The sequence below is a fragment of the Methylotenera sp. genome (assembly GCF_036401095.1).
Lineage (GTDB): Bacteria > Pseudomonadota > Gammaproteobacteria > Burkholderiales > Methylophilaceae > Methylotenera.
This window is the reverse complement of record NZ_DASWWA010000003.1, coordinates 252654-274917: the sequence shown is the minus strand read 5'-3', so window position 1 is coordinate 274917 and position 22264 is coordinate 252654. Positions and strand designations below refer to the sequence as shown.

The window sequence follows — 22264 nt, the reverse complement described above, 5'->3', positions numbered from 1 at the left end:
TTTTTCTTGTTGAATGGTTAGCGTGACAAAGTCACCAAAAAATTAAGTGAATTTTGGTGATGCATTAGCGCTTTGTTTGATCCTGCTCAAACAAAGCGCTAATTGCAGATTGAGTTGTTTGACATCTCAATGCACAAGGATAAAAATGTCCTTATACATTGCAGGAGATTGTTTTATGGCTACGAAACAAAAAGAGAGTAAACCTGGCAGCACCTTAAAAGACACCATCGCCAAGCCTACTAGCAACACCTCAAAAAAACGCAAAGTATCCTCAGGCGACATTGCGCCAGATGCCACCGCAAGCGGAATTGAAAACTTTGCAGTGAGTGAAAAAATCGCTGCTGCGCAGAGCTCTAAATTGGAAGCTGTGCAGGATATTATTCAACGCATTTCACGCAACGACTTATCAACTTTGCCTGATGCATTGCATACCATACTCAAAGGCGCCTCCCCCGATGATGCCGCAGCGCTAAGTAAAGCGCTCACCGTGATTAGAGACTCTAAAACCATTAAATCACGCTTACGTAATGACCAAGCACTAGCTAAAGATTGGCGGGATGGTGGCTATCCATATCAAAACCTGCTCTCACGCAAATCTTACGAAAAACAGAAATATCGCTTGCAAGTAGAGTTGTTAAAACTGCAAGCTTGGGTAAAAGAAACTGGTCAGCGTGTAGTCATCTTATTTGAGGGACGAGATGCAGCAGGCAAAGGCGGTACCATCCGACGCTTTATGGAGCACCTTAATCCGCGCGGTGCACGTGTAGTGGCACTTGAAAAGCCGAGTGAGGTCGAGCGTGGTCAATGGTACTTCCAGAGATACGTTTCCCAATTGCCAACCGCTGGGGAAATCGTACTGTTTGACCGCTCATGGTACAACCGTGCTGGCGTTGAGCGCGTGATGGGCTTTTGCAACAATGATGAGTATCTTGAGTTTATGCGTCAAGCACCGGATTTTGAGCGCAACCTTACAAGGTGTGGCATCCATGTCATTAAGTTCTGGTTCTCTGTGAGCCGATCAGAACAACGCAGACGTTTCAAAGAGCGTGAAATGCACCCACTCAAACAATGGAAACTTAGCCCGATTGATTTGGCATCGCTAGACAAATGGGATGAATATACCAAAGCCAAAGAAGCCATGTTTTTTCATACAGACACGGCTGACTCACCTTGGACTGTCATCAAGTCTGACTGCAAAAAACGGGCACGCCTGAACGCGATGCGCTATGTATTACACAAACTCCCCTACACCAATAAAGACATAGACGCGATTGGCAACCTAGACCCACTATTGGTAGGACGAGCACATATTGTGTATGAACGTGGTGAGCATAATCACATTATCCTTTAGCATTGCGCACAACTGGCTAAAGGAAGTTTTAGAGCATTAAGGCTAGACAATGTATTATAAGAGCTAGCCTTAATAGCGTTTCAGCAAGCTGAGCACCCGTTATATCAAATCACGCACACGCAACTCGGCTTTGATATAGGCATAATAGATAGGTGCTGCCACAATACCTATCAGCCCAAATGCAGCCTCCATGCACAACATGGCAATCAGCAACTCCCATGCGTTAGCGCGAATTTGGCCACCAACAATACGTGCATTTAAAAAATACTCAAATTTATGAATAATCACTAAATAGAGCAAAGAGCCTAATGCCACAGCTAGGGTTTGACTTAAACTTACCACGACAATCACGGCATTTGAAATAAGGTTGCCAATCACCGGAATCAATCCAACTACAAAGGTAATCGCAATCATGGTTTTCACCAACGGCAAATGAATCCCCATCAGAGGCAACACCACTGCCAGATAAATTGCAGTAAAAAAGGTATTAATAGCAGAGATGCGAATTTGCGCAAAAACCACGCGCTTGAACGCATCGCTTAACAATGCGCAGCGCATGTAAAGCGCCCCGGCAAATGGTTTGAAATGCTCAACCGTCACAGCCTCACGTAGCGCCAGCATGCCACCTACAATCATGCCAATCAAAATATGTGCAGTAACGCGCCCAGCCTCTTTGCCCACCACCTGCAACTCGCCGGCATGTGTGCGCAGCCATGTAGTTAACATCTCTTTAAATGTCAGTGCATCCGCTGGCAAATGCGTTAATAACCAGCTCGGTAATATTTTTCTGGAGTCTTCTAAAATTTGTGCCATTTTGGCCAAAAGCACGGTTAAGCTACCAGCGTCTGAGCGTAAAAATGCTGTTAAACCAGCGCCGGCGAGTGATAGCAAACTAACAACGATAAACACCAGAATGCCGACTGCCCAAATCTTAGAATAATTACTAGGACGCTTACTAGGAAATCTGCGTGAGATATAAGGGGTAATCATGTGCACTAGCTGATACACCAGCAAACCAGCTAGCAATGCGGGTAACAAGCTAAACTTAAGCACAAAAAATAATGCAATCCCTGTAATTAGCCAAGCCGCAATGTCATATCCTGTTGCTTTGGCAACGAGTGATTCCTGTGTAATCTTAGCCATATCTACCTTAAATCAAACACTTCAATTCACTGATTAAGAAAAAAACCAGCTGTTTATTAATAGTTTTTAATCGCAAATCTATTGACGAAATCAGCAACATCAGCTGCCGGGATTGAAACGATCAACTCAATATGCTCATTAAAAGCCTTATCCAAGATACCACCGTTACATTTTGATAATGCTTTTGTTAAATAATCCATTTGATTATAGGCGATGGTCAGCCTAACGCTCTTCATTTCCACATAATCTGCAACTTTAGTCGCATCCAACGCCAACTTAGCTGTGCCGCCATACGCACGCGCCAAACCACCTGTGCCCAGATTAATGCCACCGTAGTATCTAATAACACCAACACAGGCATTAATTAGATTGCGCCCTTCTAGCAACTTTAACACCGGCATCCCAGCGGTGCCAGAAGGCTCACCGGCATCTGAAAAGCGCTGCACTATCCCGTCTTCAGTCTTTAATCTAAATGCATAAGCTAAATGGTGCGCGGTTGGATGCTTCGCGGCAAAGGCACGCAAAGCAGAACCAACTTCTCGTTCAGAGGTACACGGCACCGCCATGGCAATAAAACGTGATTTAGTAATGGTCTGCTCAGCAAACCCTGTATCTATTAATATTTGCAACTACTTACGCCCACCCAGAATGCTACCTAAAATACCACGAATAATTTGCCTACCCAATTGCGAACCAATAGCACGTGCTGCACTTTTGGCGGCAGCCTCTAAAATACTATCACCACGGCTGGCAGGCTCTTTCTTACTGGAAGCTGCTGCGTCTTCATCCTCACTATCAGCAGGTGGCGTAACTTGTGCTTTTAAAATCTCGTAGGCAGATTCACGGTCCACTTGTTTTTCATAAACATTATTGAGAATGGATGTTCTGATTGTTTCAACACGCTCAGCATCTGTAGCGGGGCCAATCCGGCTGCCTGGCGGACATACAAAAGCACGCTCCACCGGTGTCGGAATCCCTTTTTCATCCAAGAATGAAACCAGCGCCTCACCTACTCCAAGCTCAGTAATCACACTTTCCACATCAAGTTTAGGGTTTACTCTAAAGGTCGTTGCGGCAGATTTCACTGCTTTTTGGTCGCGCGGTGTAAAAGCACGCAAGGCATGCTGCACACGGTTACCCAATTGCCCCAAAACTGCATCAGGGATATCAAGCGGGTTCTGGCTCACAAAGTACACACCCACCCCTTTTGAACGAATCAGGCGAACAACTTGCTCGATTTTTTCCAGCAACACGGCTGGCGCGTCATTAAACAGTAAATGTGCTTCATCGAAAAAGAACACCAATTTGGGTTTATCTAAATCGCCAGCTTCCGGCAGTTTTTCAAACAATTCAGACAATAGCCACAACAGCAAGGTCGCATAGATACGCGGTGAGTTAAATAACTTGTCACTCATCAGGATATTAACAACGCCATGGCCTTGTTCATCGGTCTGCATCAAGTCATCCAAGTTAAGTGCAGGCTCACCAAACAACATGTCAGCACCTTGTGTTTCAAGCTGCAATAATGCACGCTGCACTGCACCCACACTAGCCGCAGAAATGTTGCCATATTCTGCTTGGTACTGCGCAGAATTCTCAGAAGCGTGCTGCATCATTGCGCGCAAATCTTTCAAGTCTAGCAACAGCCAGCCTTTGTCATCGGCAATTTTAAATACAGCATTAAGCACACCAGCCTGCACATCGTTCAAATTTAGTAGGCGTGCGAGTAGCAAAGGCCCCATTTCTGCAATTGTGGTGCGGACAGGATGCCCTTTTTCACCAAACATATCCCAAAATGTAACTGGGCACTTAGCATAGCTAAAATCAGAAAGCGCCAACTGCTGCACCCTAGCCTCAACTCTGGGGTTAGCGCCACCTTGCTGAGACATGCCAGAAAGATCGCCTTTCACATCCGCCATGAACACGGGCACACCATTTTTTGAGAAACCCTCAGCTAGCGTCTGTAGCGTGACTGTTTTGCCAGTGCCAGTTGCGCCTGCAATCAAGCCATGACGGTTAGCCATTCGCGGCAAGATTACACTGGAAGTTTCATTATTTTTTGCAATTAAAATGGGGTTAGCCATGAAGTGATTACCTAAACTTTAGTAATTAACGTTAATAAATTGGGGGCAATGCTATAGATATGCTTTATAAAGCCGGGAATATTTAAAAGTCACCTTTACGCGCTCTATCCATAATTTCAAGCAGCTTGGTTTCTAATTCTTGTGCGGATTTTTTTGCACGCTCAGTTGGATGCTTAATGCTTTTTAAATCAAAAGTAGGACGATCCATCGCGATGTAAAGTTTAGGTTTGTTATTACCATCCAGCTTTTCATAAATCGCCACCCTGCAAGGCGCAAAAACTAGAAACTCAGGGTGATCTAAAATAATCTCTGTGCCCATACTTAAGTTGCAAAACGAGCGCACCTCTTTGACACCTTGCGGATCAACACCACGTAGCTTCATGTGCTCACCAATCGGAAAGTTGGCGGGATTCACAAAATTCATGCCTTCAGAAATGCTTTTCAAGCTTTCCACTACATCTTTATAACTCACGTTAGCATTAACCGGCAGCTCATAAATCGCACTGGCAGGGTCGATTGCCGGCATACCTGGCCGCACTTGGCCAATCAGCGCATTATCTTTGTGCGCTATGTTCGGTTGCTTGAAACAACAAGCAACCATGCCTAAACTCAAGCTTAGTAAAAGCACAGCGTAGTAGCTTGTGTGCGGGGTACGTCTCGCGCTTATCTTCAGCATGGTGACCACCTACTCTAAATTAATCAGCAATCTTGAGTGCCTGATTTACCGCCGCACGGTTAAAATGCGGCGCAATCAGTTCAATAAATCCATACATATATCCACGTAAAAATGCATCTTTACGCACGCCTAAGTAAGTAGTGCTATCCGCAAATAAATGATCAACGTCAATTTTCGCTAAATGTGTATCGCGCTCGTTGTCATAAGCCATATTGGCAAGTAAACCGACACCCAAACCCAAGGTGACATAGGTTTTAATCACGTCGGCATCAATCGCGGTTAGTACTACATTCGGCGTTAACCCTGCATCAGCAAAAGTCTTAGATACAAGCGTACCACCAGTAAATGCAAAGTCATAGGTAATGAGCGGGTAATTTGCTAGCTTTTCGAGGGTCAAAGGCCCACCTTGTAACAAAGGGTGATCATGTGGCACGACAACACAGCGGTTCCAGTGATAACAAGGCAAGCATAACAAGCTCTCACGTTCACTAATAGACTCAGTCGCTATCCCAATATCCGCCTCACCACTTTCCACCTGTTCAGCCACTTGGCTAGGGTTACCTTGATGGATATTTAGCTTAACACGCGGATAATTAGTCATAAAAGCTTTAACTGCCGCAGGCAGTTTGTAGCGTGCCTGTGTATGCGTGGTAGCAATGGTTAAGGTGCCAGTTTCCACATCGCTAAACTCCTCACCTACACGCTTAATATTTTCAATATCGCGCATCACTTTGTCCGCAAGCATCACAATCTGCTGACCGGGCACAGTTAGGCCGGTTAACCGTTTGCCATTGCGTTTAAATATCTGCAGGCCAAGCTCTTCTTCAATCAACTGAATTTGCTTACTCACGCCAGGTTGTGATGTATACAAAGCATCGGCAGCACTGGTAATATTTAACCCTTGCTTCACTACCTCATGTAAATAACGTAACTGATGTAATTTCATTGGATTAGCTTCTTTTAAACAACCTATTAATAAGATACTTCAAGCGCACCGCTAACTTTATCAACGCGTAAAAAACACGCACACCTTATATAACTAAACGATATATCCATAGAATAACATATTCTTAAAAAAAACAAGAACGCACTGCTATAGTACGCGCCTAAATTTAGTTAATAACGGATACTCCACATGGAATTTGGTTATATAATCTCAGGCTTTGCAGTAGGTTTACTTGTTGGCGTCACAGGCGTAGGCGGTGGTTCATTAATGACACCCCTGCTCGTTTTTTTATTCGGTTTTAAAGCTGCGGTAGCGGTAGGTACAGACTTGCTATACGCCGCCATCACTAAAACAGGTGGTGTATTTGTGCATCACAATACGCATAAATCTGTAGATTGGCGAGTGGTTGCTTTGATGTCGGCTGGTAGCTTACCTTCTGCAATCGTCACAATTTTTGTGATTAAACACCTTATCCAAATAGAAAAAGATATTTCCGGCATTATTACCCATACATTAGGCGTTGCGCTGATTTTAACGGCGATAGCTTTAATAATCCGCAGCTATTTAACACGCAAGAAAATACGCGAAATTGAAGATAGTGTCATTAGTAGTGGTCGTTTTAATAAAATTCAGGTCCCAGCAACCATATTTACTGGCATAATACTGGGTGCGCTAGTTACAATTTCCTCAGTAGGTGCAGGTGCGCTTGGCACACTGGCGATACTCTTCCTTTATCCTAAGATGAGCACGCTCAAAGTAGTAGGTACTGATTTAGCGCATGCAATCCCGTTAACGGCGGTTGCTGGCTTCGGTCATTGGACGCTTGGACATGTCAACTTTGAACTGTTAGGCACATTACTCATTGGATCTCTACCTGGAATCTGGGTCGGCAGCCATTTGAGTGTAAAAATTCCAGAAAAAATACTACGCCTAATTTTAGCCACGCTACTACTTGTGATTGGTTTGAAATTCGTTTTAGTTTAATTTTAAAGTTAGTTTAAAAAGCACTGTATATATGTATAAATATGATGAAATAGATCAACAGATTGTTGATGAACGCGTTGCCCAATATCGCGACCAGACTCGCCGCTACTTAGCTGGCGAGCTATCGGAAGATGAGTTCCGCCCGCTACGCCTTCAAAATGGCTTATATATCCAACGCCAGGCACCAATGCTTCGCATTGCGGTGCCTTATGGCATGTTATCTAGCGCACAATTGCGCAAACTTGGCGATATTTCAAAAAAATACGACAAAGGTTACGGTCACTTCAGTACACGTCAGAACTTGCAGTTAAACTGGCCTAAACTGGAAGATGTACCTGAAATCCTAGCGGATTTAGCTACAGTTGAAATGCACGCCATTCAAACTTCAGGTAACTGCATCCGTAACATCACTACCGATCAATTTGTAGGCGTTGCACCGGATGAAGTGATAGACCCACGCGCGATTGCTGAAATCATGCGCCAATGGAGCACATTCCACCCTGAGTTCGCTCTATTGCCACGTAAATTCAAAATTGCAGTTTCCGGTACTAAAAATGACCGTGCGCTGGTACAAGCTCACGACATCGGCTTAGAGTTCTACCGTGATAGCAACAACCAAGTGGCGATCAAGGTATGGGTTGGCGGTGGCTTAGGCCGCACACCTATCTTGGGCACTGTGATACGCGAGCATCTGGAGTGGCAACATGCTCTTACCTATTGCGAAGCGATTATCCGTGTTTATAACTTACATGGCCGTCGCGACAACATCTATAAAGCTCGTATCAAGATCTTAGTTAAGGCCTTGGGTATTGATGAGTTCCGCAAACAAGTGGACGCAGAATGGGCACATATTAAAGATACAGAAAACACCATTAGCGAAGCTGAGTTAGCACGCGTGGCGCAGCACTTTGACGTAATGCCGTATGAAAACGTGCCAGCACATGACGCAGGTTTTGATACTGCAGTTGCTAGCAACCCTGCATTTGCCGCATGGGTTAAACGTTGCGTGCATCCACACAAACAAACTGGTTATCGCGCAGTTACGCTTTCGCTCAAACCGCATGGTCAAGCACCTGGTGACATTAGCTCTGAGCAAATGTGGACAGTGGCTGACCTTGCTGACCAATACAGCTTTGGTGAGCTACGCTCATCTCATGAGCAAAATCTGATATTGGCCGATGTTAAATTAAGCGATCTATTTGCCTTGTGGGAAAAAGCACGTGCTAATGGTTTAGCAAGCCCGAATATTGGTTTACTGACAGACATCATTTGCTGCCCAGGCGGTGACTTCTGCTCACTTGCTAACGCAAAGAGCATTCCTATCGCTAAAGCGATTCAAATGCAATTTGACAACCTTGACTACCTGCACGACATTGGTGAGATGGAACTCAACATTTCAGGTTGTATGAACGCCTGCGGGCACCACCATGTAGGTCACATTGGTATTCTTGGTGTAGATAAAGATGGCTCCGAGTGGTATCAAGTGTCTATCGGTGGCAAACAAGGTAACGACGCCAGCCTAGGCACTGTAATTGGCCCTTCATTCTCTGCGGAAGAAATGCCTGGCGTGGTGCAAAAACTAATTGAGGTTTACCTCAAAGAACGTACGCCTGAAGAAAGATTTATTGATACTGTGCGTCGCTTGGGCGTTGCCCCATTCAAAGCACATGTCTATGCAAAAGATGAGGTTGCAGCATGAGTAATTTAATCAAACTGAACAATGGCGTTGCTAGCTTGGTAGAAGATGATTGGACACTAATCCAGTTGCCAGCCACCCAAGCGGAAGAACGTAAACAAGCAGGTAAAGTGGTTTTATTCAAACTGACTGGTGAAGAAACCGTTACTGAAGCACAAATTGCCGGCACAGTGATTCCAGCTACAGGCAAAATTATTTTGCCTTTAAGCGTATTTATTGCACGCAACAGCGAAATTAAAGACCGCATTGCACAAGGTGAAATCGGCGTTTGGTTAGCCACACACGAGCTGCTTGAGAATCTGATGCAGCAACAAGCAGACTTAAATGCGCTGCCTATCATCGCAATCTTTGTAGAGCGCTTTGCTGATGGCCGTATTTTCTCACTAGGCAATTTGCTACGTACACGCTTTGGCTTTAAAAATGAACTACGTGCGTTTGGCGATGTGTTACGTGACCAATTGTTTTTCCTGAAACGTAGCGGTTTTACCAGCTATTTAGTGCGTGCAGACCGCTCAGCACAAGAAGCGATTGCCAGCCTAAGTGACTTTACTAAACCATACCAAGGTGCGGTTGATGAGCCTCGCCCTGTATTCAAGCGTTACAACAGAGGCGCATAAATGACTACGGATGTATATTTAGGCCAGGTTGTGATGCTGAAACCTAGCGCGAACAACCCGGCTACTAAACCAGCACTGACAGATGAATTGGTAGCAAGCGTTAAGCAAAAAGCAGACGAAGTGCTGGCATTATTGAGCAGCGCAGCAAACGAGTTTGGCGCGAATGAAGTCACTTTCGCCAATAGCTTTGGCGCAGAAGACATGGTGTTAACAGACATCATTCAGCGCCAAAAAATTGCGATTGAGATTTTTTCACTAGATACTGGCCGCCTGCCTGTTGAAACCTACGATTTAATTGCCAAAACAGAGCAAACCTACAATACCAAGCTTAAAATCTTTTTTCCGCAGTCTGATGCGGTGGAAAGCTACGTAAGAACCAATGGTATCAATGCATTCTACGAATCTATAGATTTGCGTAAAGCCTGCTGTTTTATGCGTAAAGTAGAACCATTGCAACGCGCCTTAAAAGGCAAGAAAGCATGGGTCACCGGCATGCGCGCAGAGCAATCTACTACGCGCGTTAACCTGCCATTCCGCGAGTTTGACAGTGGCAATAATTTAGAAAAATTCAACCCGCTAAGTAACTGGACTGAAAAAGAAGTCTGGGCCTACATCCGCATGTTTGATGTGCCATACAACAAACTGCATGACCAGTTTTACCCTAGCATCGGCTGCGCACCATGTACGCGTGCGATTGCCATGGGTGAAGATGTGCGAGCTGGCCGCTGGTGGTGGGAAGACCCCAACAGCAAAGAGTGCGGATTACACGTAAAGAAATGATTTTATAAAATTCTGCTACGTACTAAGTAGTAATTTTGATTTTTGAAACCTAAGAATATGACAACGACTAAACAACCTTTATCTCATTTAGACTGGCTAGAGTCAGAGGCCATTTACATTCTGCGCGAAGTTGCAGGCCAATGTAGTAACCCTGTACTACTATTCTCAGGTGGCAAAGATTCACTATGTATTTTACGTTTAGCTGAAAAAGCATTCCGCCCAGGTAAATTCCCGTTTCCACTCATGCATATTGACACTGGCCACAACTATCAGGAAGTATTGGATTTCCGTGACCAACGTGCTGCAGAATTAGGTGAGCGCCTGATCGTGCGCTCAGTTGAAGATTCAATGAAACGTGGTACCGTGGTATTAAAATCACCTGATGAGCCGCGCAACAAACATCAGTCTGTGACCCTGCTGGAAGCGATTGAAGAGTTTGGCTTTGACTGCTGTATCGGTGGCGCACGCCGCGATGAAGAAAAAGCCCGCGCTAAAGAGCGTATCATGAGTTTCCGTGATGAATTCGGCCAATGGGATCCGAAAAACCAACGTCCTGAATTATGGAACCTGTATAACGCACGTTCACATAAGGGTGAAAACATCCGTGCCTTCCCTATTTCTAACTGGACAGAAATGGACGTATGGCAATACATCGAGCGTGAAAACTTAGGCTTACCAAGCATTTACTTCTCGCACAAACGCGACATTATTATGCGTGGTGGCGCTATGATGCCTGCCAACGTTCCGCTAGCTAATGGCGAGGTGATCAACCAGCCTAAAGCAGGTGAAGAAGTCATTAATATGCAAGTTCGTTTTAGAACTGTAGGTGATATCACATGTACAGCACCAGTACTATCTGATGCAGATGATGTGAGCAAAATTGTCATTGAAACTGCGACCACCACCATTACTGAACGTGGTGCTACCCGCCTAGATGACCAAACCTCAGATGCTTCAATGGAACAACGCAAAAAAGAGGGATATTTCTAAAAAATACTATCAAGATATGCTGATTAAGCCGGTTGCCCCTCATGCAACCACTTAATCAAGCATCTTATCTAGCATTTTTGATATTTTGAAAATTTAATTATGACAAATACAACGCACAACGACTCACTATTACGCTTTATGACATGCGGTAGCGTAGATGACGGCAAAAGTACCCTAATTGGCCGCTTGCTATACGACACCAAAACCATTTTGGCCGATACGCTGACACAAATTTCAAACACCTCTAAAAAACGCGGTATGGAAGCTGTGGATTTATCACTGCTGACCGACGGTTTACAAGCTGAGCGTGAACAAGGCATCACCATTGACGTTGCTTACCGCTATTTCAGCACTGGCACACGTAAATATATTATTGCCGATGCACCAGGCCATGAGCAGTACACACGTAACATGGTAACTGCGGCATCAACCGCCAACCTTGCCATTATTTTGATTGATGCGCGTAGAGGCGTACTTACGCAAACACGCCGTCATAGCTATTTAGCACACCTTGTAGGCATCCCACACATTGTGGTGGCTGTTAACAAGATGGACTTGGTTAATTACGACCAAGCTGTTTACGACAAAATCTGTGCAGACTATGCTGCCTTCGCGGCAGAAATTGGCTTGGCTGCAGCTAGAGACATTCGCTTTATTCCAATCTCTGCATTAAATGGCGACATGTTGGTTGACCGTTTGGAAAATATGCCTTGGTACACAGGCGAGACATTGATTGAGATGTTAGAAAAAGCGCCAGCTGCGCATACAGAGCAATCTGAAGCATTCCGCTTCCCAGTGCAGTTCGTATGCCGCCCACACGCATCTGACAACCCAGACTTACATGACTTCCGTGGCTTTATGGGCCGTATTGAGTCCGGTGAAATTGCCGTGGGTGACGCAGTGACTGTACTGCCTAATGGCTACCAATCAAAAGTAAAAGCGATTCAACTCGGTGCAGAGCAATTGCAATCTGCATCAACAGAACAAAGCGTTACCTTGCTGTTAGAAGATGAAATCGACACATCACGTGGTGACATGATTGTAAAAAGTGCTGAAGCCATTGAGCCTGTGAAACAAGTAGAAGCCTTTGTATGCTGGCTATCAGAAACACCAATGTCTACAGCGCGCACTTATATCGTTCGGCACACCACACGTGAGTCTAAAGCTAAAGTAGGCACTATTAGCTACAAAATGGATGTCAATACACTAGAACAACAAGCAACTACTGACTTAAAAATGAATGACATTGCGCGTATTAGCTTCAAGCTGGCGCAACCACTGATGATAGACAGCTATAAAAACAACCGTGCTACTGGCGCGTTCATTATCATTGATGAATCAACCAATAATACCGTTGGCGCTGGCATGATTGTATAAGTTCTACTAAGTCGCCATATTCAACCATGGTGACTAGATAGAATTAGTCATCGCAAACTAATGGAATTTCTAATAAAATAACGTTTTAGCTTTTAAGCTGTAAAGGACTATAAAAATGACTTACGTCGTTACCGAAAACTGCATTCAATGTAAATTCACTGACTGCGTAGATGTTTGCCCAGTTGATTGCTTTGTAGAAGGCCCTAACTTCCTTGCAATTAACCCAGACGAATGTATTGACTGCACACTATGCGTTGCAGAATGCCCGGCTGAAGCCATCTTTGCCGAAGATGATGTCCCTGCAGACCAGCAAGAGTATATTGCGTTGAACGCTCGCTTTGCACAAGTTTGGCCAGTGATTACTGCGCGTAAAGAAGCACTTGAAAATGCCGAAGCAATGAACGGCGCGCCAGGTAAGCGTAACTTGTTAGTTGAATAATCTAGGCCGCATAAAGAGCAAAAAGGAGGCGCATGCCTCCTTTTGTCTATCTACTAGCACCTATCACTTACATACAAGCTTAAAAGCCTAAGCTGCTGTGATGACTAAACCACTAAGATTTCTCCAACACTACTCGCCTACCCTGCAAGATAAGATTAGGCAATTGCAAACGCAGGGGCTTCTTGGCGACTATATTACACAGCGCTACCCACAACATCACACCGTACAAACAGACAAAGCCCTGTACCAATACAGCAATGAGATTAAGCAAGCCTTCTTACGTAACGCACCTCAGCTCGATAAAGTGTATTACGATAGTAAATTAGGCATAGAGCACCATGCGCTTGGCCTCAATACCGCCATTTCTCGTGTGCAAGGCGGCAAGCTCAAAGCTAAAAAAGAAATCAGAATTTCATCCTTTTTTAAAGAATCCCCTGCCGACTTCCTACGTATGATAGTGGTGCATGAGCTGGCACACTTAAAAGAACGTGATCACGACAAAGCCTTCTACCAGCTTTGCCAGCATATGGAGCCTAACTACCACCAGCTGGAATTTGATTGCCGCGTTTATTTAACCTGGAAATCTAACTAGGATGAGTGAAAAGTAAGCAATGCATCTTAACGACGCCAAATATTAGCGCGTTGAATCATCAACCAGCTAAACACTAGGTAAAGTGCCATAGCAATCGCCAGCCCTGATGGTGCATACCAAACCAGAGGAACAACCAAACCTGCGGACACTGTAGATATCAACATTTGGATGAAGGCCTGCCCGGATGCTGCCGTACCACGAATTTTAGGATGTCGGTCTAAGGCGGCGAGAGAAAGTATCGGCATTGCTAAAGCCATGCCGATATTAAATAGCGCGATTGGCACAATGTTGTAAATAACATTTGTGGGGAGATATATGCAAACGCCGATGTTGAGCAAAGCCATTGCTGACATCCACACATACGCCAGCTTAATCACTTTGCCCTGTGCGTATCGGCCAGCAGCGCGTTTAGCCAGATAAGAGCCCAACACCATGCCACAGACCGTGGGAATAAACATGTAAGCAAATTGGTGCTCGGTCAGGCCTAAATGTTTAACTAAAAATACAGGGCTTGCCAGCACATAAAGAAAAAATCCCGCAAAGTTTGCGCCAAGTGCAAACACCACATAGTTAAATTCTTTATCGCTAAAAATTGCGCGATAGTCTTTGATGACCTGTTTTGCAGATAGCGGCAAACGCTTCTGCTTAGGCATGGTTTCAGGCAGATATTTCACTGCCGCCCATAAGCTAAATGCAGCATATAGCGCCAAAAAGATAAAGATAGCCTGCCAATGAATACCTAACAGCAGTCCACCGATAATAGGTGCGACTGCTGGTGCAATACCAAATAGCATTTGCACAGTTGCCATTACGCGCTGTGCCTGCGGCCCTTCAAACAAATCACGCACCATTGCACGTGCCACCACATTGCCAGCACCACCAGACAAGCCTTGCAACGCACGGAAGAGCCATAATGTTTCCACATTAGGCGCGAAGGCACAGCCAATAGAGGCTGCAACAAAAACACCCAAGCCCCATTTAATCGTCGTGATACGGCCGATAGAATCGGATATCGCGCCGTGCCATAGCGTCATTAATGCATATGGCAATAGGTAAAATGTAAGGCTTTGCTGCAGCTCTAGCGAAGTACCATGTAACGCACGCTCTAGTGACGGAAATGCCGGCAGATAAGTATCAATTGCAAATGGTGCAAGCGCAGCCAAGCTTGCAAGCACAAAAGACAATACCAATAGGGATGATTGATGCTTCAAACTAAAACTTTCAATAAAAGATTTTACTGGCGATAAAAAAGCGCGCTACTGATTATTACAGTAGCGCGCTAGATTAAATCACAATAACGCTATTAATGCACCTTTGCGAGAGCCAAAGCCAGCATTAGCCTCAACAATTATGGCAAAGCATGAAGCTCGCCAATCCGATCCTTAAGCTCACCAGCAATAATTCTCTTTGAGTTTTTGTCGTTTCTAAACACAATAGGCTGTGCCGCAATGGCAGGGTTCCTTGAGTCCAGTATCGCCTGCTCTATGAGATGATGATGCGGTGACTTACTGCAAACTGGGTCAGCAGCTTCAGCATCACCAGTGAGCAAGAATGTTTGGCAACGACAGCCGCCCAAATCTTTTTCCTTCTCGTCACAGGTACGGCATGGCTCTTTCATCCAGCTATCACCGCGATACTTGTTAAATGCCGGTGAGTCTTTCCAGCTCCAGCCTAAATCCGTATCTTTAACATTTGGGAACTGCATGTTCGGCAATACGCGTGCTGAGTGGCATGGCAACACATCACCATTAGCTGTCACGATCATAAATACCTCACCCCAGCCGTTCATACATTTTTTAGGGCGGTCTGAGAAGTAATCTGGCACCACAAAGAAAATCTTCATCTTGCTGCCTGATTTTTCTCTAAATTCGTTAGTGATTCTTTCCGCCTCTTCCACCTGCTCTTTGGTAGGCATTAATTGGCTACGATTCACTAAAGACCAGCCATAATATTGCGTGTTAGCTAACTCGATGTATTCTGCACCCAGTGCATCCGCCATCTCTAAAATTTCTTTCATGTGGCCAATGTTATAGCGATGAATCACCACATTGAGCACCATCGGGTAGCCATGACTTTTAATCATCGCCGCGACTTTTTTCTTCAACTCGAAAGTTTTAGTGTTGGTAATAAAGTTGTTAATTTCTTCAGTAATATCATGCATAGATAACTGAATATGGTCTAAGCCGCCTTCTTTAAATGCTTGAATGCGTTTTTCTGTCAGCCCAACACCTGATGTAATCAGATTACTGTAATAACCAAGCTTTCTGGCTTCAACCACTATCTCTTCGATATCGTCACGTAATAATGGCTCGCCGCCTGATATACCCAACTGTATCGCGCCTAATTTACGCGCATCGCGCAGTGCCTGTATCCACTGCTCAGTTGTTAATTCATTTTGCGTATGCTTGTCGTAATCAGTAGGGTTATAGCAAAATGCACAATGCAACGGGCAACGGTACGTCACCTCGGCCAACAGCCATAATGGCTGGGTTTGTGTAACACTGGCTGCAACACCATTATTTTGAGTTTGAGTGGCATGGATGGTCTTTTGAACCACTGACTCACCTAAAGACGCTTGTGTCATTTTGCTACTCCTAAATTTATCTAAGCTTTACGTATCCAAGCTTTACTTAACGCAAGCTCAAACATGCCAATAATATCTTTTTCGATGTTTTCAGCATCGGGAAATGTGGCTTTTAAATCAGCGACTACATCGCCTACGGTTGCTTTACCATCTAAACGTTTAATCACTTCACCAGCACCACCATGTAGTTTGACCATACCTTCGGGGAAAAGTATCACATAGCTATTTTGTGCTTCTTCCCACTGAAAACGATGGTGCATTGAAAGTGTGTAAATGTCGCTGTCTTGTATCGTGTTATCCATCATTTACCTTCTTAGCTTACGTTCATCACCGGCTGGCGCAGGTAATCACGACCATCAACCTTAATGTCGGCAGATTGCAACATAATCGCATCAGCCATGACCCATAACACATCTAATTTAAATTGCAGTATCTCTAATGCGCGCATTTGTAGTTCACGGCTTTGGCTGAAGTAGTCCAAGGTTACTTGTAAACCTTGCTCAACGTCGCGGCGGGCTTGGGTCAATCTATTCTTGAAGTATTGCATGCCTTCTGCATTAATCCATGGGTACATCTCAGGCCAGGAGTCTATACGTTGTTGGTGAATATGCGGTGCGAATAGTTCAGTCAAGCTCGAGCAAACAGACTCTTGCCATGGGCGCTGTTTTGCAAAGTTAATGTATGCATCCACAGCAAACTTAGTGCCAGGAGCAACCAGTTTCAACGAGGTTACATCGTCACGGCTTAAACCCACGGCTGCGCCTAGGTGAATCCAAGCTTCAATACCACCCTCACCGCCTTCTGCAATTTGGCCGCTGCCATCATGGTCGAAAATACGTTGAATCCAGCCACGACGCAATTCACGATCTGGACAGTTTGATAGAATTGCTGCGTCTTTCATTGGAATCGCAATTTGATAGTAATAGCGATTTGCAACCCATGCCTGCATCTGTTGCTGCGTCAGTTTTCCCTCATACATCAACACGTGAATCGGATGATAGATATGATAGCCTTTACCCTTCTCGCGTAATTTAGCTTCAAACTCTTCTTTAGACCAGGGTGCCAACTTTTCAGCCATTTTTCTCTCCAAATATTTAAAGTGATTTATCCAATAAAGACGCTTTTACTTTAGGCTTTTATCAGCAAAGGCTGCTGCAAAACCCATTTCCTTATGCATAAAAGCATCTAAGCACTTTGTATTCTTACAAAATAATATCCATGCCGTCATAAGCCACTTCAATTTTGTGTTCGTTCAACACAGCGCGCTCGGCAGAATCTTCACGTAAAATCGGGTTGGTGTTGTTGATATGAATCAACACTTTTCTTACATCACCAAATTTATCCAGCTCTTCAATCATGCCACCAGGCCCAGATTGGGGGTTATGGCCGATGCTGCGTGCAGTTTTAGTCATTAAGCCTAAATCCAACATTTCTGTATCGGTCCAGAACGTGCCATCCACCATGATGCAATCGGCTTGATTCATTAATTCTGGCAAGTGCGGCTCAATTTCACCCAAACCTGGCGAGTACCAGCATTTTTTGCCTGAGCTAATTTCTTCAATCAACACACCTATCGTATCGCCAGGATGTGGGTCATTACGATGTGGTGAATATGGAGGCGCCGCACTCTTCAGTGCAACTGCTGTGAATTTCAAGTTAGGTACATTAGGAATAGTGAAGCTGGTTTTACCATCAATTGGTACATTGTGATGATTAACGCCACAATAATGGTTTAATATATTTAGAATCTGATTGCCTGAAGTTAAGTCCTCATACACCATATCGGTACAGTAAATCTCACGTTTAACTTTACCCTCACGCAACATAAACAGGCCTGTAGTATGGTCAATTTGCGCATCAATCAGCACAATCGCCTGAATGCCACTATCCCTTACAGCACGCCCTGGCTGCAATGGTGCAAAGTCTTGGATCTGCTGCAATACATCTGGAGAAGCATTAAACAAAACCCAATTTACACCATCACCACTTACGCAGATTGATGACTGTGTACGCTTGGTGGCTTTGATAGTGCCTTTACGTAAACCATCACAGTTAAAACAATTACAATTCCACTGTGGAAAACCACCCCCAGCACCAGCTCCTAATACATGTATATGCATGAATCTCTACATTTCTATTTATAAATTAAACTTTAATCATTAAAAAGTGTGCTTTTAAAACACCACAATTCTTTTGTAAAAAAACGATGGATAGCTTTATAAAAAATCATTTTTTTACAAAAAAAGGCTGTCTCTCGGCAGCCTTTTTTAATATTACGTGATCAATAATTACTTGTTCATTACGTACATTGTAACTTCAAAGCCAAAACGCATTTCAGTAGCTGCTGGTGTTGTCCACATAATCATATCCTTTTAAATTTAGTTGATTTCGCTACGCGGTTATTGCTGTAACGTGAGAAGCATTCTGCGCCCTATTTCATACGTACAACACTGCAAACTTACCCAATATCTACTAAGTAAATTCATGATGAGTAGGCGCTTATTTGCTTAGGGCTTGATTATGCTGGTCAATACCTCTAAAAATTTTGCATTCTCAGAGAATAGACCGATGCTCACTCGCAGATACTCAGGCATTTCATAGTTGGCTACAGGCCTTACAATCACGCCCCGCTGTAACAGTTTTTGATTAATAGCAGCAGCATCACCTACTTTGACACTAATAAAATTGGCAAATGATGGAATATAAGTTAACCCTAGCTGATCAAAGCCATGCTTTAGCTGCGCCATACCTGCTTGATTCAATGCATAACTGCGCTCAACAAAATCGTCATCCGCCAACGAAGCAACCGCTGCAGCTTGCGCGATGCTATTCACATTAAAAGGCTGACGCACTCGATTCATCATATCTGCAATCTGTGCATGACATAAACCAAAACCTATACGTAAACCAGCCAAACCATAAGCTTTAGAGAACGTACGCGAAATCACTAAGTTTTCAAACTCTTTTAGCCAGCCAATGGCTTGTGATTTATATTCCGCCGGTAGATATTCGTCGTATGCTTCATCCAGCACCACAAGCACATGCTGCGGCACTTGTTTCAAGAATGCATATAAAGCATCTTTAGCTAACAAAGTGCCCGTTGGGTTATTAGGGTTTGCTATAAAAATCAAACTAGTTTTATTGGTAATCGCAGCCAGCATTGCTGATAAGTCATGACCAAAATCTTTAGCTGGCACCACTACACCTTTGGCGCCCATTGCTTGGGTAACTAATGGATAAACCGCAAAAGCATGTTGCGAGTAAATCACTTCACCATCGCTACTCAAATAAGCACGCGCCACTAACTCTAAAATATCATTAGAGCCATTGCCAAACACAATTTGCTCAGGCGTAACGCTAAACTTATTGCTTACTGCTTCACGTAAGGCAAAGCTATTACCATCCGGGTACCTTGCGATATCTAGAATTGCCTCTTGAATCGCATAATCAGCTTTAGGGCTAATACCTAAAGGATTTTCATTGGAAGCCAGTTTAACGATATCTTCAACGTTTAAATTCATTTCGCGAGCAAGCTCAGTGATCGGCTTTCCACCCTGATATGGTGCGATTTTTTGGATATGTTGAGGTGCTTGTATGGTCATGGTGTGATTGGATATAGAAAGTTAAAAATCAAGTAGGTAAGAAAAACAAAGTTATCAACAAGTTGCAAGTAGTAACCTGCAACTTATCATTTAATTAGTACAGCAAATTAGGCTTACCCATTAAAAAGTACTATCTTGCATGCATCGTGCTGCTTCTACATTGATCAGCTAGAAAAAGACGCTAAACAATCAACCAGCGAGGCTATACAACTGCAAGTGGGTAAGAGCCTAATAGCTTAAGATAAGATGCTCTAGATGTGACTTCCTGTATTGCAGAAGCGACATTGGCATCTTGCACATGCCCTTCGATATCAACATAAAACACATATTCCCACATGCCGCCTTTAGCCGGTCTGGACTCCAGCTTGGTCATGCTGACATTGTGCTTAGCCAATGGCTCTAATAGCCCTAAAATTGCACCAGGCTGATTCTTGGTTGCAGTCACAAAAGAAGTTTTATCCTGGCCTGACGGCGCTACATCATGCGCTGACAACACTAAAAAGCGCGTAGTGTTTTTAGGGTCATCTTCAATATTTTCAGCCAGAATATTTAAATTAAACAACTCAGCCGCGCGTTTACTTGCAATTGCTGCAGCAAAAGTACCATCTGCCGCAATTAAATCATGAATCATCTGCGCTGCACGTGCATTGCTGGTGACCGGTTCGCGCTCTGCCTTTGGCAGCATTTTATTGAGCCACTCATGGCACTGCGCAAGCGACTGGGAATGTGAAAACACATGCGAAATTTGCTGTATATCCGCCTGTTTTGACAGCAAACAGTGATGAATTGGGATAGTAACCTCACCACAAATTCTAAGCGGACTGCTTAATAGCAAATCCAAGGTTAAACCAACAGCACCTTCATTTGAGTTTTCTACAGGCACCACACCATAATCAGCTTGGCCAGACTCCACGGTACGAAAAACCTCATCAATTGAGCCGCAGACAACAGCATGCTTTCCTTCACCAAACTGCTTGAGTGCTGCCTCTTCACTGTAAGTGCCCAATGGGCCCAAAAACGCCACGGTAAGCTCTTTTTCCAAAGCACGGCAGTTAGACATAATGCTACGGAAAATATTGGTGACAGCTTCAGCCGGCAATGGGCCAGCATTTAACTCCATTAAACGTCTTAAGACCTGCGCCTCGCGTTCTGGACGGTAGATTACCCCATCATCTTTGAGCTCGCCGATATGTCGTGCGTGGCTCGCACGTTCGTTTGCAAGCTTAAGGATTTGTTCATCAATCGCATCAATTTGGTCACGATGCTGCTTTAGCAGGTTTGATAATTGTTCTTTAGACATAATTAATGCGCTTTTTCAAATTCCTGCATATAACTCACCAATGCCTGCACACCTTCAATTGGCATCGCGTTGTAAATTGACGCACGCATACCACCCACCATGCGATGTCCTTTCAACTGTAGCAAGCCTTTAGCTTCTGCGCCTTTTAAGAAAGCATCATTTAATGACTCATCAGCCAAGAAGAATGGAATATTCATACGCGAACGATTCTGCACAGCCACATTATTGATGTAAAAATCAGTGCTATCGATGTAATCATAAAGCAGATTGGCTTTTTGAATATTCACCTGCTCTATCGCGCTCACACCACCTTGCGCTAACAACCATTCAAACACCAAACCTGCGATATAAATACTATAGGTTGGCGGTGTATTAATCATTGATTGATTTTCAGACTGCGTTTTCCAGTTAAATACCGCAGGTGTTAGTGATGATGCGCGGTCTAATAGGTCTTCACGTACAATCACGATACACAGCCCTGCTGGGCCGATATTTTTTTGTGCGCCACCGTAAATCACACCGTATTTAGTCACATCAATCGGACGTGACAGAATATGTGAAGACATATCAGCCACAATCGGTACATCGCCGGCATCCGGCAAGCCATCGAACTCTACGCCGTTGATGGTTTCATTGGTACAGATATGCAAATATGCTGCATTTTTATTGAGCGTCCAAGTTGAAAACTCAGGCACATTGGTAAAACTATCAGCTTCACTGCTGGCGACCACATTGATTTTGCCGTAAGCATTAGCATCTTCCACGCTACGCTTGGACCATGCACCGGTCACCACGTAATCTGCCTCACCACCATTGAGCAAGTTCATAGGGATAATTGCATTTTCAGCAATGGCACCGCCTTGTAAAAACAGCACTTTATAGTTTTGTGGCACATCCAGCAGTTTACGTAAATCTGCTTCGGTTTTAGCCAAAATGCTAGTGAACTCTCTACCGCGATGTGACATCTCCATCACACTCATGCCTGAGCCGTGCCAATCCAACATCTCAGCTTGCGCACGTTCTAATACTGGCTTAGGTAATACTGCAGGGCCTGCAGAAAAGTTATAAATTTTAGTCATTAATAAGTTATAAATCAAAAAAAT

The 22264-nt window shown here is 44.2% G+C and carries 23 protein-coding genes; 9 read left to right on the top strand and 14 right to left on the bottom strand.

Going from position 1 to position 22264, the window contains the following annotated elements:
* Positions 1-175 precede the first annotated feature (175 nt).
* Positions 176-1351: a polyphosphate kinase 2 gene (gene ppk2, locus VGD82_RS03085; protein ID WP_331018990.1), complete on the top strand. Its 1176-nt coding sequence runs from the start codon at positions 176-178 to the stop codon at positions 1349-1351.
* Between the two features lie 99 nt (positions 1352-1450).
* Here ppk2 and VGD82_RS03080 read toward each other — a convergent pair whose 3' ends face one another.
* The 5 genes from VGD82_RS03080 to cysB form a co-directional block, all read right to left on the bottom strand.
* Positions 1451-2494 (bottom strand): AI-2E family transporter, encoded by a 1044-nt coding sequence (locus tag VGD82_RS03080; protein WP_331018989.1) that lies wholly within the window; start codon positions 2492-2494, stop codon positions 1451-1453.
* A gap of 56 nt (positions 2495-2550) precedes the next feature.
* Positions 2551-3123, bottom strand: coding sequence for an IMPACT family protein (locus tag VGD82_RS03075; RefSeq protein ID WP_331018988.1), 573 nt, complete (start codon positions 3121-3123; stop codon positions 2551-2553).
* Positions 3124-4578, bottom strand: a complete 1455-nt coding sequence (locus tag VGD82_RS03070) for a helicase HerA-like domain-containing protein (RefSeq protein WP_331018987.1) — start codon at positions 4576-4578, stop codon at positions 3124-3126.
* Positions 4579-4660: 82 nt separating this feature from the next.
* On the bottom strand, positions 4661-5254 hold the full coding sequence (locus VGD82_RS03065; protein WP_414684453.1) for a DUF302 domain-containing protein: 594 nt from the start codon (positions 5252-5254) through the stop codon (positions 4661-4663).
* A 19-nt stretch (positions 5255-5273) separates the two neighbouring features.
* A complete protein-coding gene (gene cysB, locus VGD82_RS03060) occupies positions 5274-6200 on the bottom strand; it encodes an HTH-type transcriptional regulator CysB (protein WP_331018986.1) in 927 nt (308 codons plus the stop codon).
* A 189-nt stretch (positions 6201-6389) separates the two neighbouring features.
* Between cysB and VGD82_RS03055 the strand changes: the two genes are divergently transcribed.
* From VGD82_RS03055 to VGD82_RS03020, 8 genes are all read left to right on the top strand, one after another.
* Positions 6390-7184: a sulfite exporter TauE/SafE family protein gene (locus tag VGD82_RS03055; RefSeq protein WP_331018985.1), complete on the top strand. Its 795-nt coding sequence runs from the start codon at positions 6390-6392 to the stop codon at positions 7182-7184.
* 31 nt (positions 7185-7215) lie between these two features.
* Positions 7216-8883, top strand: a complete 1668-nt coding sequence (locus tag VGD82_RS03050) for a nitrite/sulfite reductase (protein ID WP_331018984.1) — start codon at positions 7216-7218, stop codon at positions 8881-8883.
* Positions 8880-9497, top strand: a complete 618-nt coding sequence (locus tag VGD82_RS03045) for a DUF934 domain-containing protein (RefSeq protein ID WP_331018983.1) — start codon at positions 8880-8882, stop codon at positions 9495-9497. Before VGD82_RS03050 ends, VGD82_RS03045 begins: the two co-directional genes overlap by 4 nt.
* A complete protein-coding gene (locus tag VGD82_RS03040; protein ID WP_331018982.1) occupies positions 9498-10277 on the top strand; it encodes a phosphoadenylyl-sulfate reductase in 780 nt (259 codons plus the stop codon).
* Between the two features lie 57 nt (positions 10278-10334).
* Positions 10335-11267, top strand: coding sequence for a sulfate adenylyltransferase subunit CysD (cysD, locus tag VGD82_RS03035; protein WP_331018981.1), 933 nt, complete (start codon positions 10335-10337; stop codon positions 11265-11267).
* 99 nt (positions 11268-11366) lie between these two features.
* On the top strand, positions 11367-12644 hold the full coding sequence (locus tag VGD82_RS03030) for a sulfate adenylyltransferase subunit 1 (protein ID WP_331018980.1): 1278 nt from the start codon (positions 11367-11369) through the stop codon (positions 12642-12644).
* Positions 12645-12759: 115 nt separating this feature from the next.
* Complete coding sequence (gene fdxA, locus VGD82_RS03025) at positions 12760-13083, top strand: ferredoxin FdxA (protein WP_331018979.1); 324 nt, start codon at positions 12760-12762, stop codon at positions 13081-13083.
* A 100-nt stretch (positions 13084-13183) separates the two neighbouring features.
* Positions 13184-13675 (top strand): M48 family metallopeptidase, encoded by a 492-nt coding sequence (locus tag VGD82_RS03020; protein WP_331018978.1) that lies wholly within the window; start codon positions 13184-13186, stop codon positions 13673-13675.
* A 26-nt stretch (positions 13676-13701) separates the two neighbouring features.
* On the opposite strand, the gene VGD82_RS03015 is transcribed toward VGD82_RS03020, so the two are convergent.
* The 9 genes from VGD82_RS03015 to serC all read right to left on the bottom strand — a co-directional run bounded on the left by VGD82_RS03015 (position 13702) and on the right by serC (position 22240).
* Positions 13702-14886 carry a multidrug effflux MFS transporter gene (locus tag VGD82_RS03015; protein WP_331018977.1) on the bottom strand — a complete coding sequence of 395 codons (1185 nt, stop codon included), beginning with the start codon at positions 14884-14886 and terminating at the stop codon, positions 13702-13704.
* Between the two features lie 137 nt (positions 14887-15023).
* A complete protein-coding gene (pqqE, locus tag VGD82_RS03010) occupies positions 15024-16259 on the bottom strand; it encodes a pyrroloquinoline quinone biosynthesis protein PqqE (protein ID WP_331018976.1) in 1236 nt (411 codons plus the stop codon).
* 20 nt (positions 16260-16279) lie between these two features.
* Complete coding sequence (pqqD, locus tag VGD82_RS03005) at positions 16280-16561, bottom strand: pyrroloquinoline quinone biosynthesis peptide chaperone PqqD (protein WP_331019277.1); 282 nt, start codon at positions 16559-16561, stop codon at positions 16280-16282.
* An 11-nt stretch (positions 16562-16572) separates the two neighbouring features.
* On the bottom strand, positions 16573-17337 hold the full coding sequence (pqqC, locus tag VGD82_RS03000) for a pyrroloquinoline-quinone synthase PqqC (protein ID WP_331018975.1): 765 nt from the start codon (positions 17335-17337) through the stop codon (positions 16573-16575).
* Positions 17338-17461: 124 nt separating this feature from the next.
* Entirely contained in the window at positions 17462-18379 is a 918-nt protein-coding gene (gene pqqB, locus VGD82_RS02995; RefSeq protein ID WP_331018974.1) for a pyrroloquinoline quinone biosynthesis protein PqqB, read from the bottom strand.
* Between the two features lie 168 nt (positions 18380-18547).
* The gene (gene pqqA / locus VGD82_RS02990) at positions 18548-18619 is read right to left on the bottom strand and encodes a pyrroloquinoline quinone precursor peptide PqqA (protein ID WP_012777389.1); all 72 of its coding nucleotides are present in this window, start codon (positions 18617-18619) and stop codon (positions 18548-18550) included.
* A gap of 147 nt (positions 18620-18766) precedes the next feature.
* Positions 18767-19861: a histidinol-phosphate transaminase gene (gene hisC / locus VGD82_RS02985; protein WP_331018973.1), complete on the bottom strand. Its 1095-nt coding sequence runs from the start codon at positions 19859-19861 to the stop codon at positions 18767-18769.
* 202 nt (positions 19862-20063) lie between these two features.
* Positions 20064-21161: a prephenate dehydratase gene (gene pheA, locus VGD82_RS02980; protein ID WP_331018972.1), complete on the bottom strand. Its 1098-nt coding sequence runs from the start codon at positions 21159-21161 to the stop codon at positions 20064-20066.
* Between the two features lie 2 nt (positions 21162-21163).
* Positions 21164-22240 (bottom strand): 3-phosphoserine/phosphohydroxythreonine transaminase, encoded by a 1077-nt coding sequence (gene serC / locus VGD82_RS02975; RefSeq protein ID WP_331018971.1) that lies wholly within the window; start codon positions 22238-22240, stop codon positions 21164-21166.
* Between the last annotated feature and the right edge of the window lie 24 nt (positions 22241-22264).

What these genes read in the sequence shown, in the direction of transcription:
- VGD82_RS03040 (WP_331018982.1), top strand. Translation starts at nt 9,498, where the DNA reads ATGACTACGGATGTATATTTAGGCCAGGTTGTGATGCTGAAACCTAGC.
- VGD82_RS03050 (WP_331018984.1), top strand. Translation starts at nt 7,216, where the DNA reads ATGTATAAATATGATGAAATAGATCAACAGATTGTTGATGAACGCGTT.
- cysB (WP_331018986.1), bottom strand. Translation starts at nt 6,200, where the DNA reads ATGAAATTACATCAGTTACGTTATTTACATGAGGTAGTGAAGCAAGGG.
- VGD82_RS03020 (WP_331018978.1), top strand. Translation starts at nt 13,184, where the DNA reads ATGACTAAACCACTAAGATTTCTCCAACACTACTCGCCTACCCTGCAA.
- pqqC (WP_331018975.1), bottom strand. Translation starts at nt 17,337, where the DNA reads ATGGCTGAAAAGTTGGCACCCTGGTCTAAAGAAGAGTTTGAAGCTAAA.
- ppk2 (WP_331018990.1), top strand. Translation starts at nt 176, where the DNA reads ATGGCTACGAAACAAAAAGAGAGTAAACCTGGCAGCACCTTAAAAGAC.
- pqqE (WP_331018976.1), bottom strand. Translation starts at nt 16,259, where the DNA reads ATGACACAAGCGTCTTTAGGTGAGTCAGTGGTTCAAAAGACCATCCAT.
- serC (WP_331018971.1), bottom strand. Translation starts at nt 22,240, where the DNA reads ATGACTAAAATTTATAACTTTTCTGCAGGCCCTGCAGTATTACCTAAG.
- VGD82_RS03080 (WP_331018989.1), bottom strand. Translation starts at nt 2,494, where the DNA reads ATGGCTAAGATTACACAGGAATCACTCGTTGCCAAAGCAACAGGATAT.
- hisC (WP_331018973.1), bottom strand. Translation starts at nt 19,861, where the DNA reads ATGACCATACAAGCACCTCAACATATCCAAAAAATCGCACCATATCAG.
- VGD82_RS03045 (WP_331018983.1), top strand. Translation starts at nt 8,880, where the DNA reads ATGAGTAATTTAATCAAACTGAACAATGGCGTTGCTAGCTTGGTAGAA.
- pqqB (WP_331018974.1), bottom strand. Translation starts at nt 18,379, where the DNA reads ATGCATATACATGTATTAGGAGCTGGTGCTGGGGGTGGTTTTCCACAG.
- VGD82_RS03065 (WP_414684453.1), bottom strand. Translation starts at nt 5,254, where the DNA reads ATGCTGAAGATAAGCGCGAGACGTACCCCGCACACAAGCTACTACGCT.
- cysD (WP_331018981.1), top strand. Translation starts at nt 10,335, where the DNA reads ATGACAACGACTAAACAACCTTTATCTCATTTAGACTGGCTAGAGTCA.
- fdxA (WP_331018979.1), top strand. Translation starts at nt 12,760, where the DNA reads ATGACTTACGTCGTTACCGAAAACTGCATTCAATGTAAATTCACTGAC.
- VGD82_RS03055 (WP_331018985.1), top strand. Translation starts at nt 6,390, where the DNA reads ATGGAATTTGGTTATATAATCTCAGGCTTTGCAGTAGGTTTACTTGTT.
- pheA (WP_331018972.1), bottom strand. Translation starts at nt 21,161, where the DNA reads ATGTCTAAAGAACAATTATCAAACCTGCTAAAGCAGCATCGTGACCAA.
- VGD82_RS03070 (WP_331018987.1), bottom strand. Translation starts at nt 4,578, where the DNA reads ATGGCTAACCCCATTTTAATTGCAAAAAATAATGAAACTTCCAGTGTA.
- pqqD (WP_331019277.1), bottom strand. Translation starts at nt 16,561, where the DNA reads ATGGATAACACGATACAAGACAGCGACATTTACACACTTTCAATGCAC.
- VGD82_RS03030 (WP_331018980.1), top strand. Translation starts at nt 11,367, where the DNA reads ATGACAAATACAACGCACAACGACTCACTATTACGCTTTATGACATGC.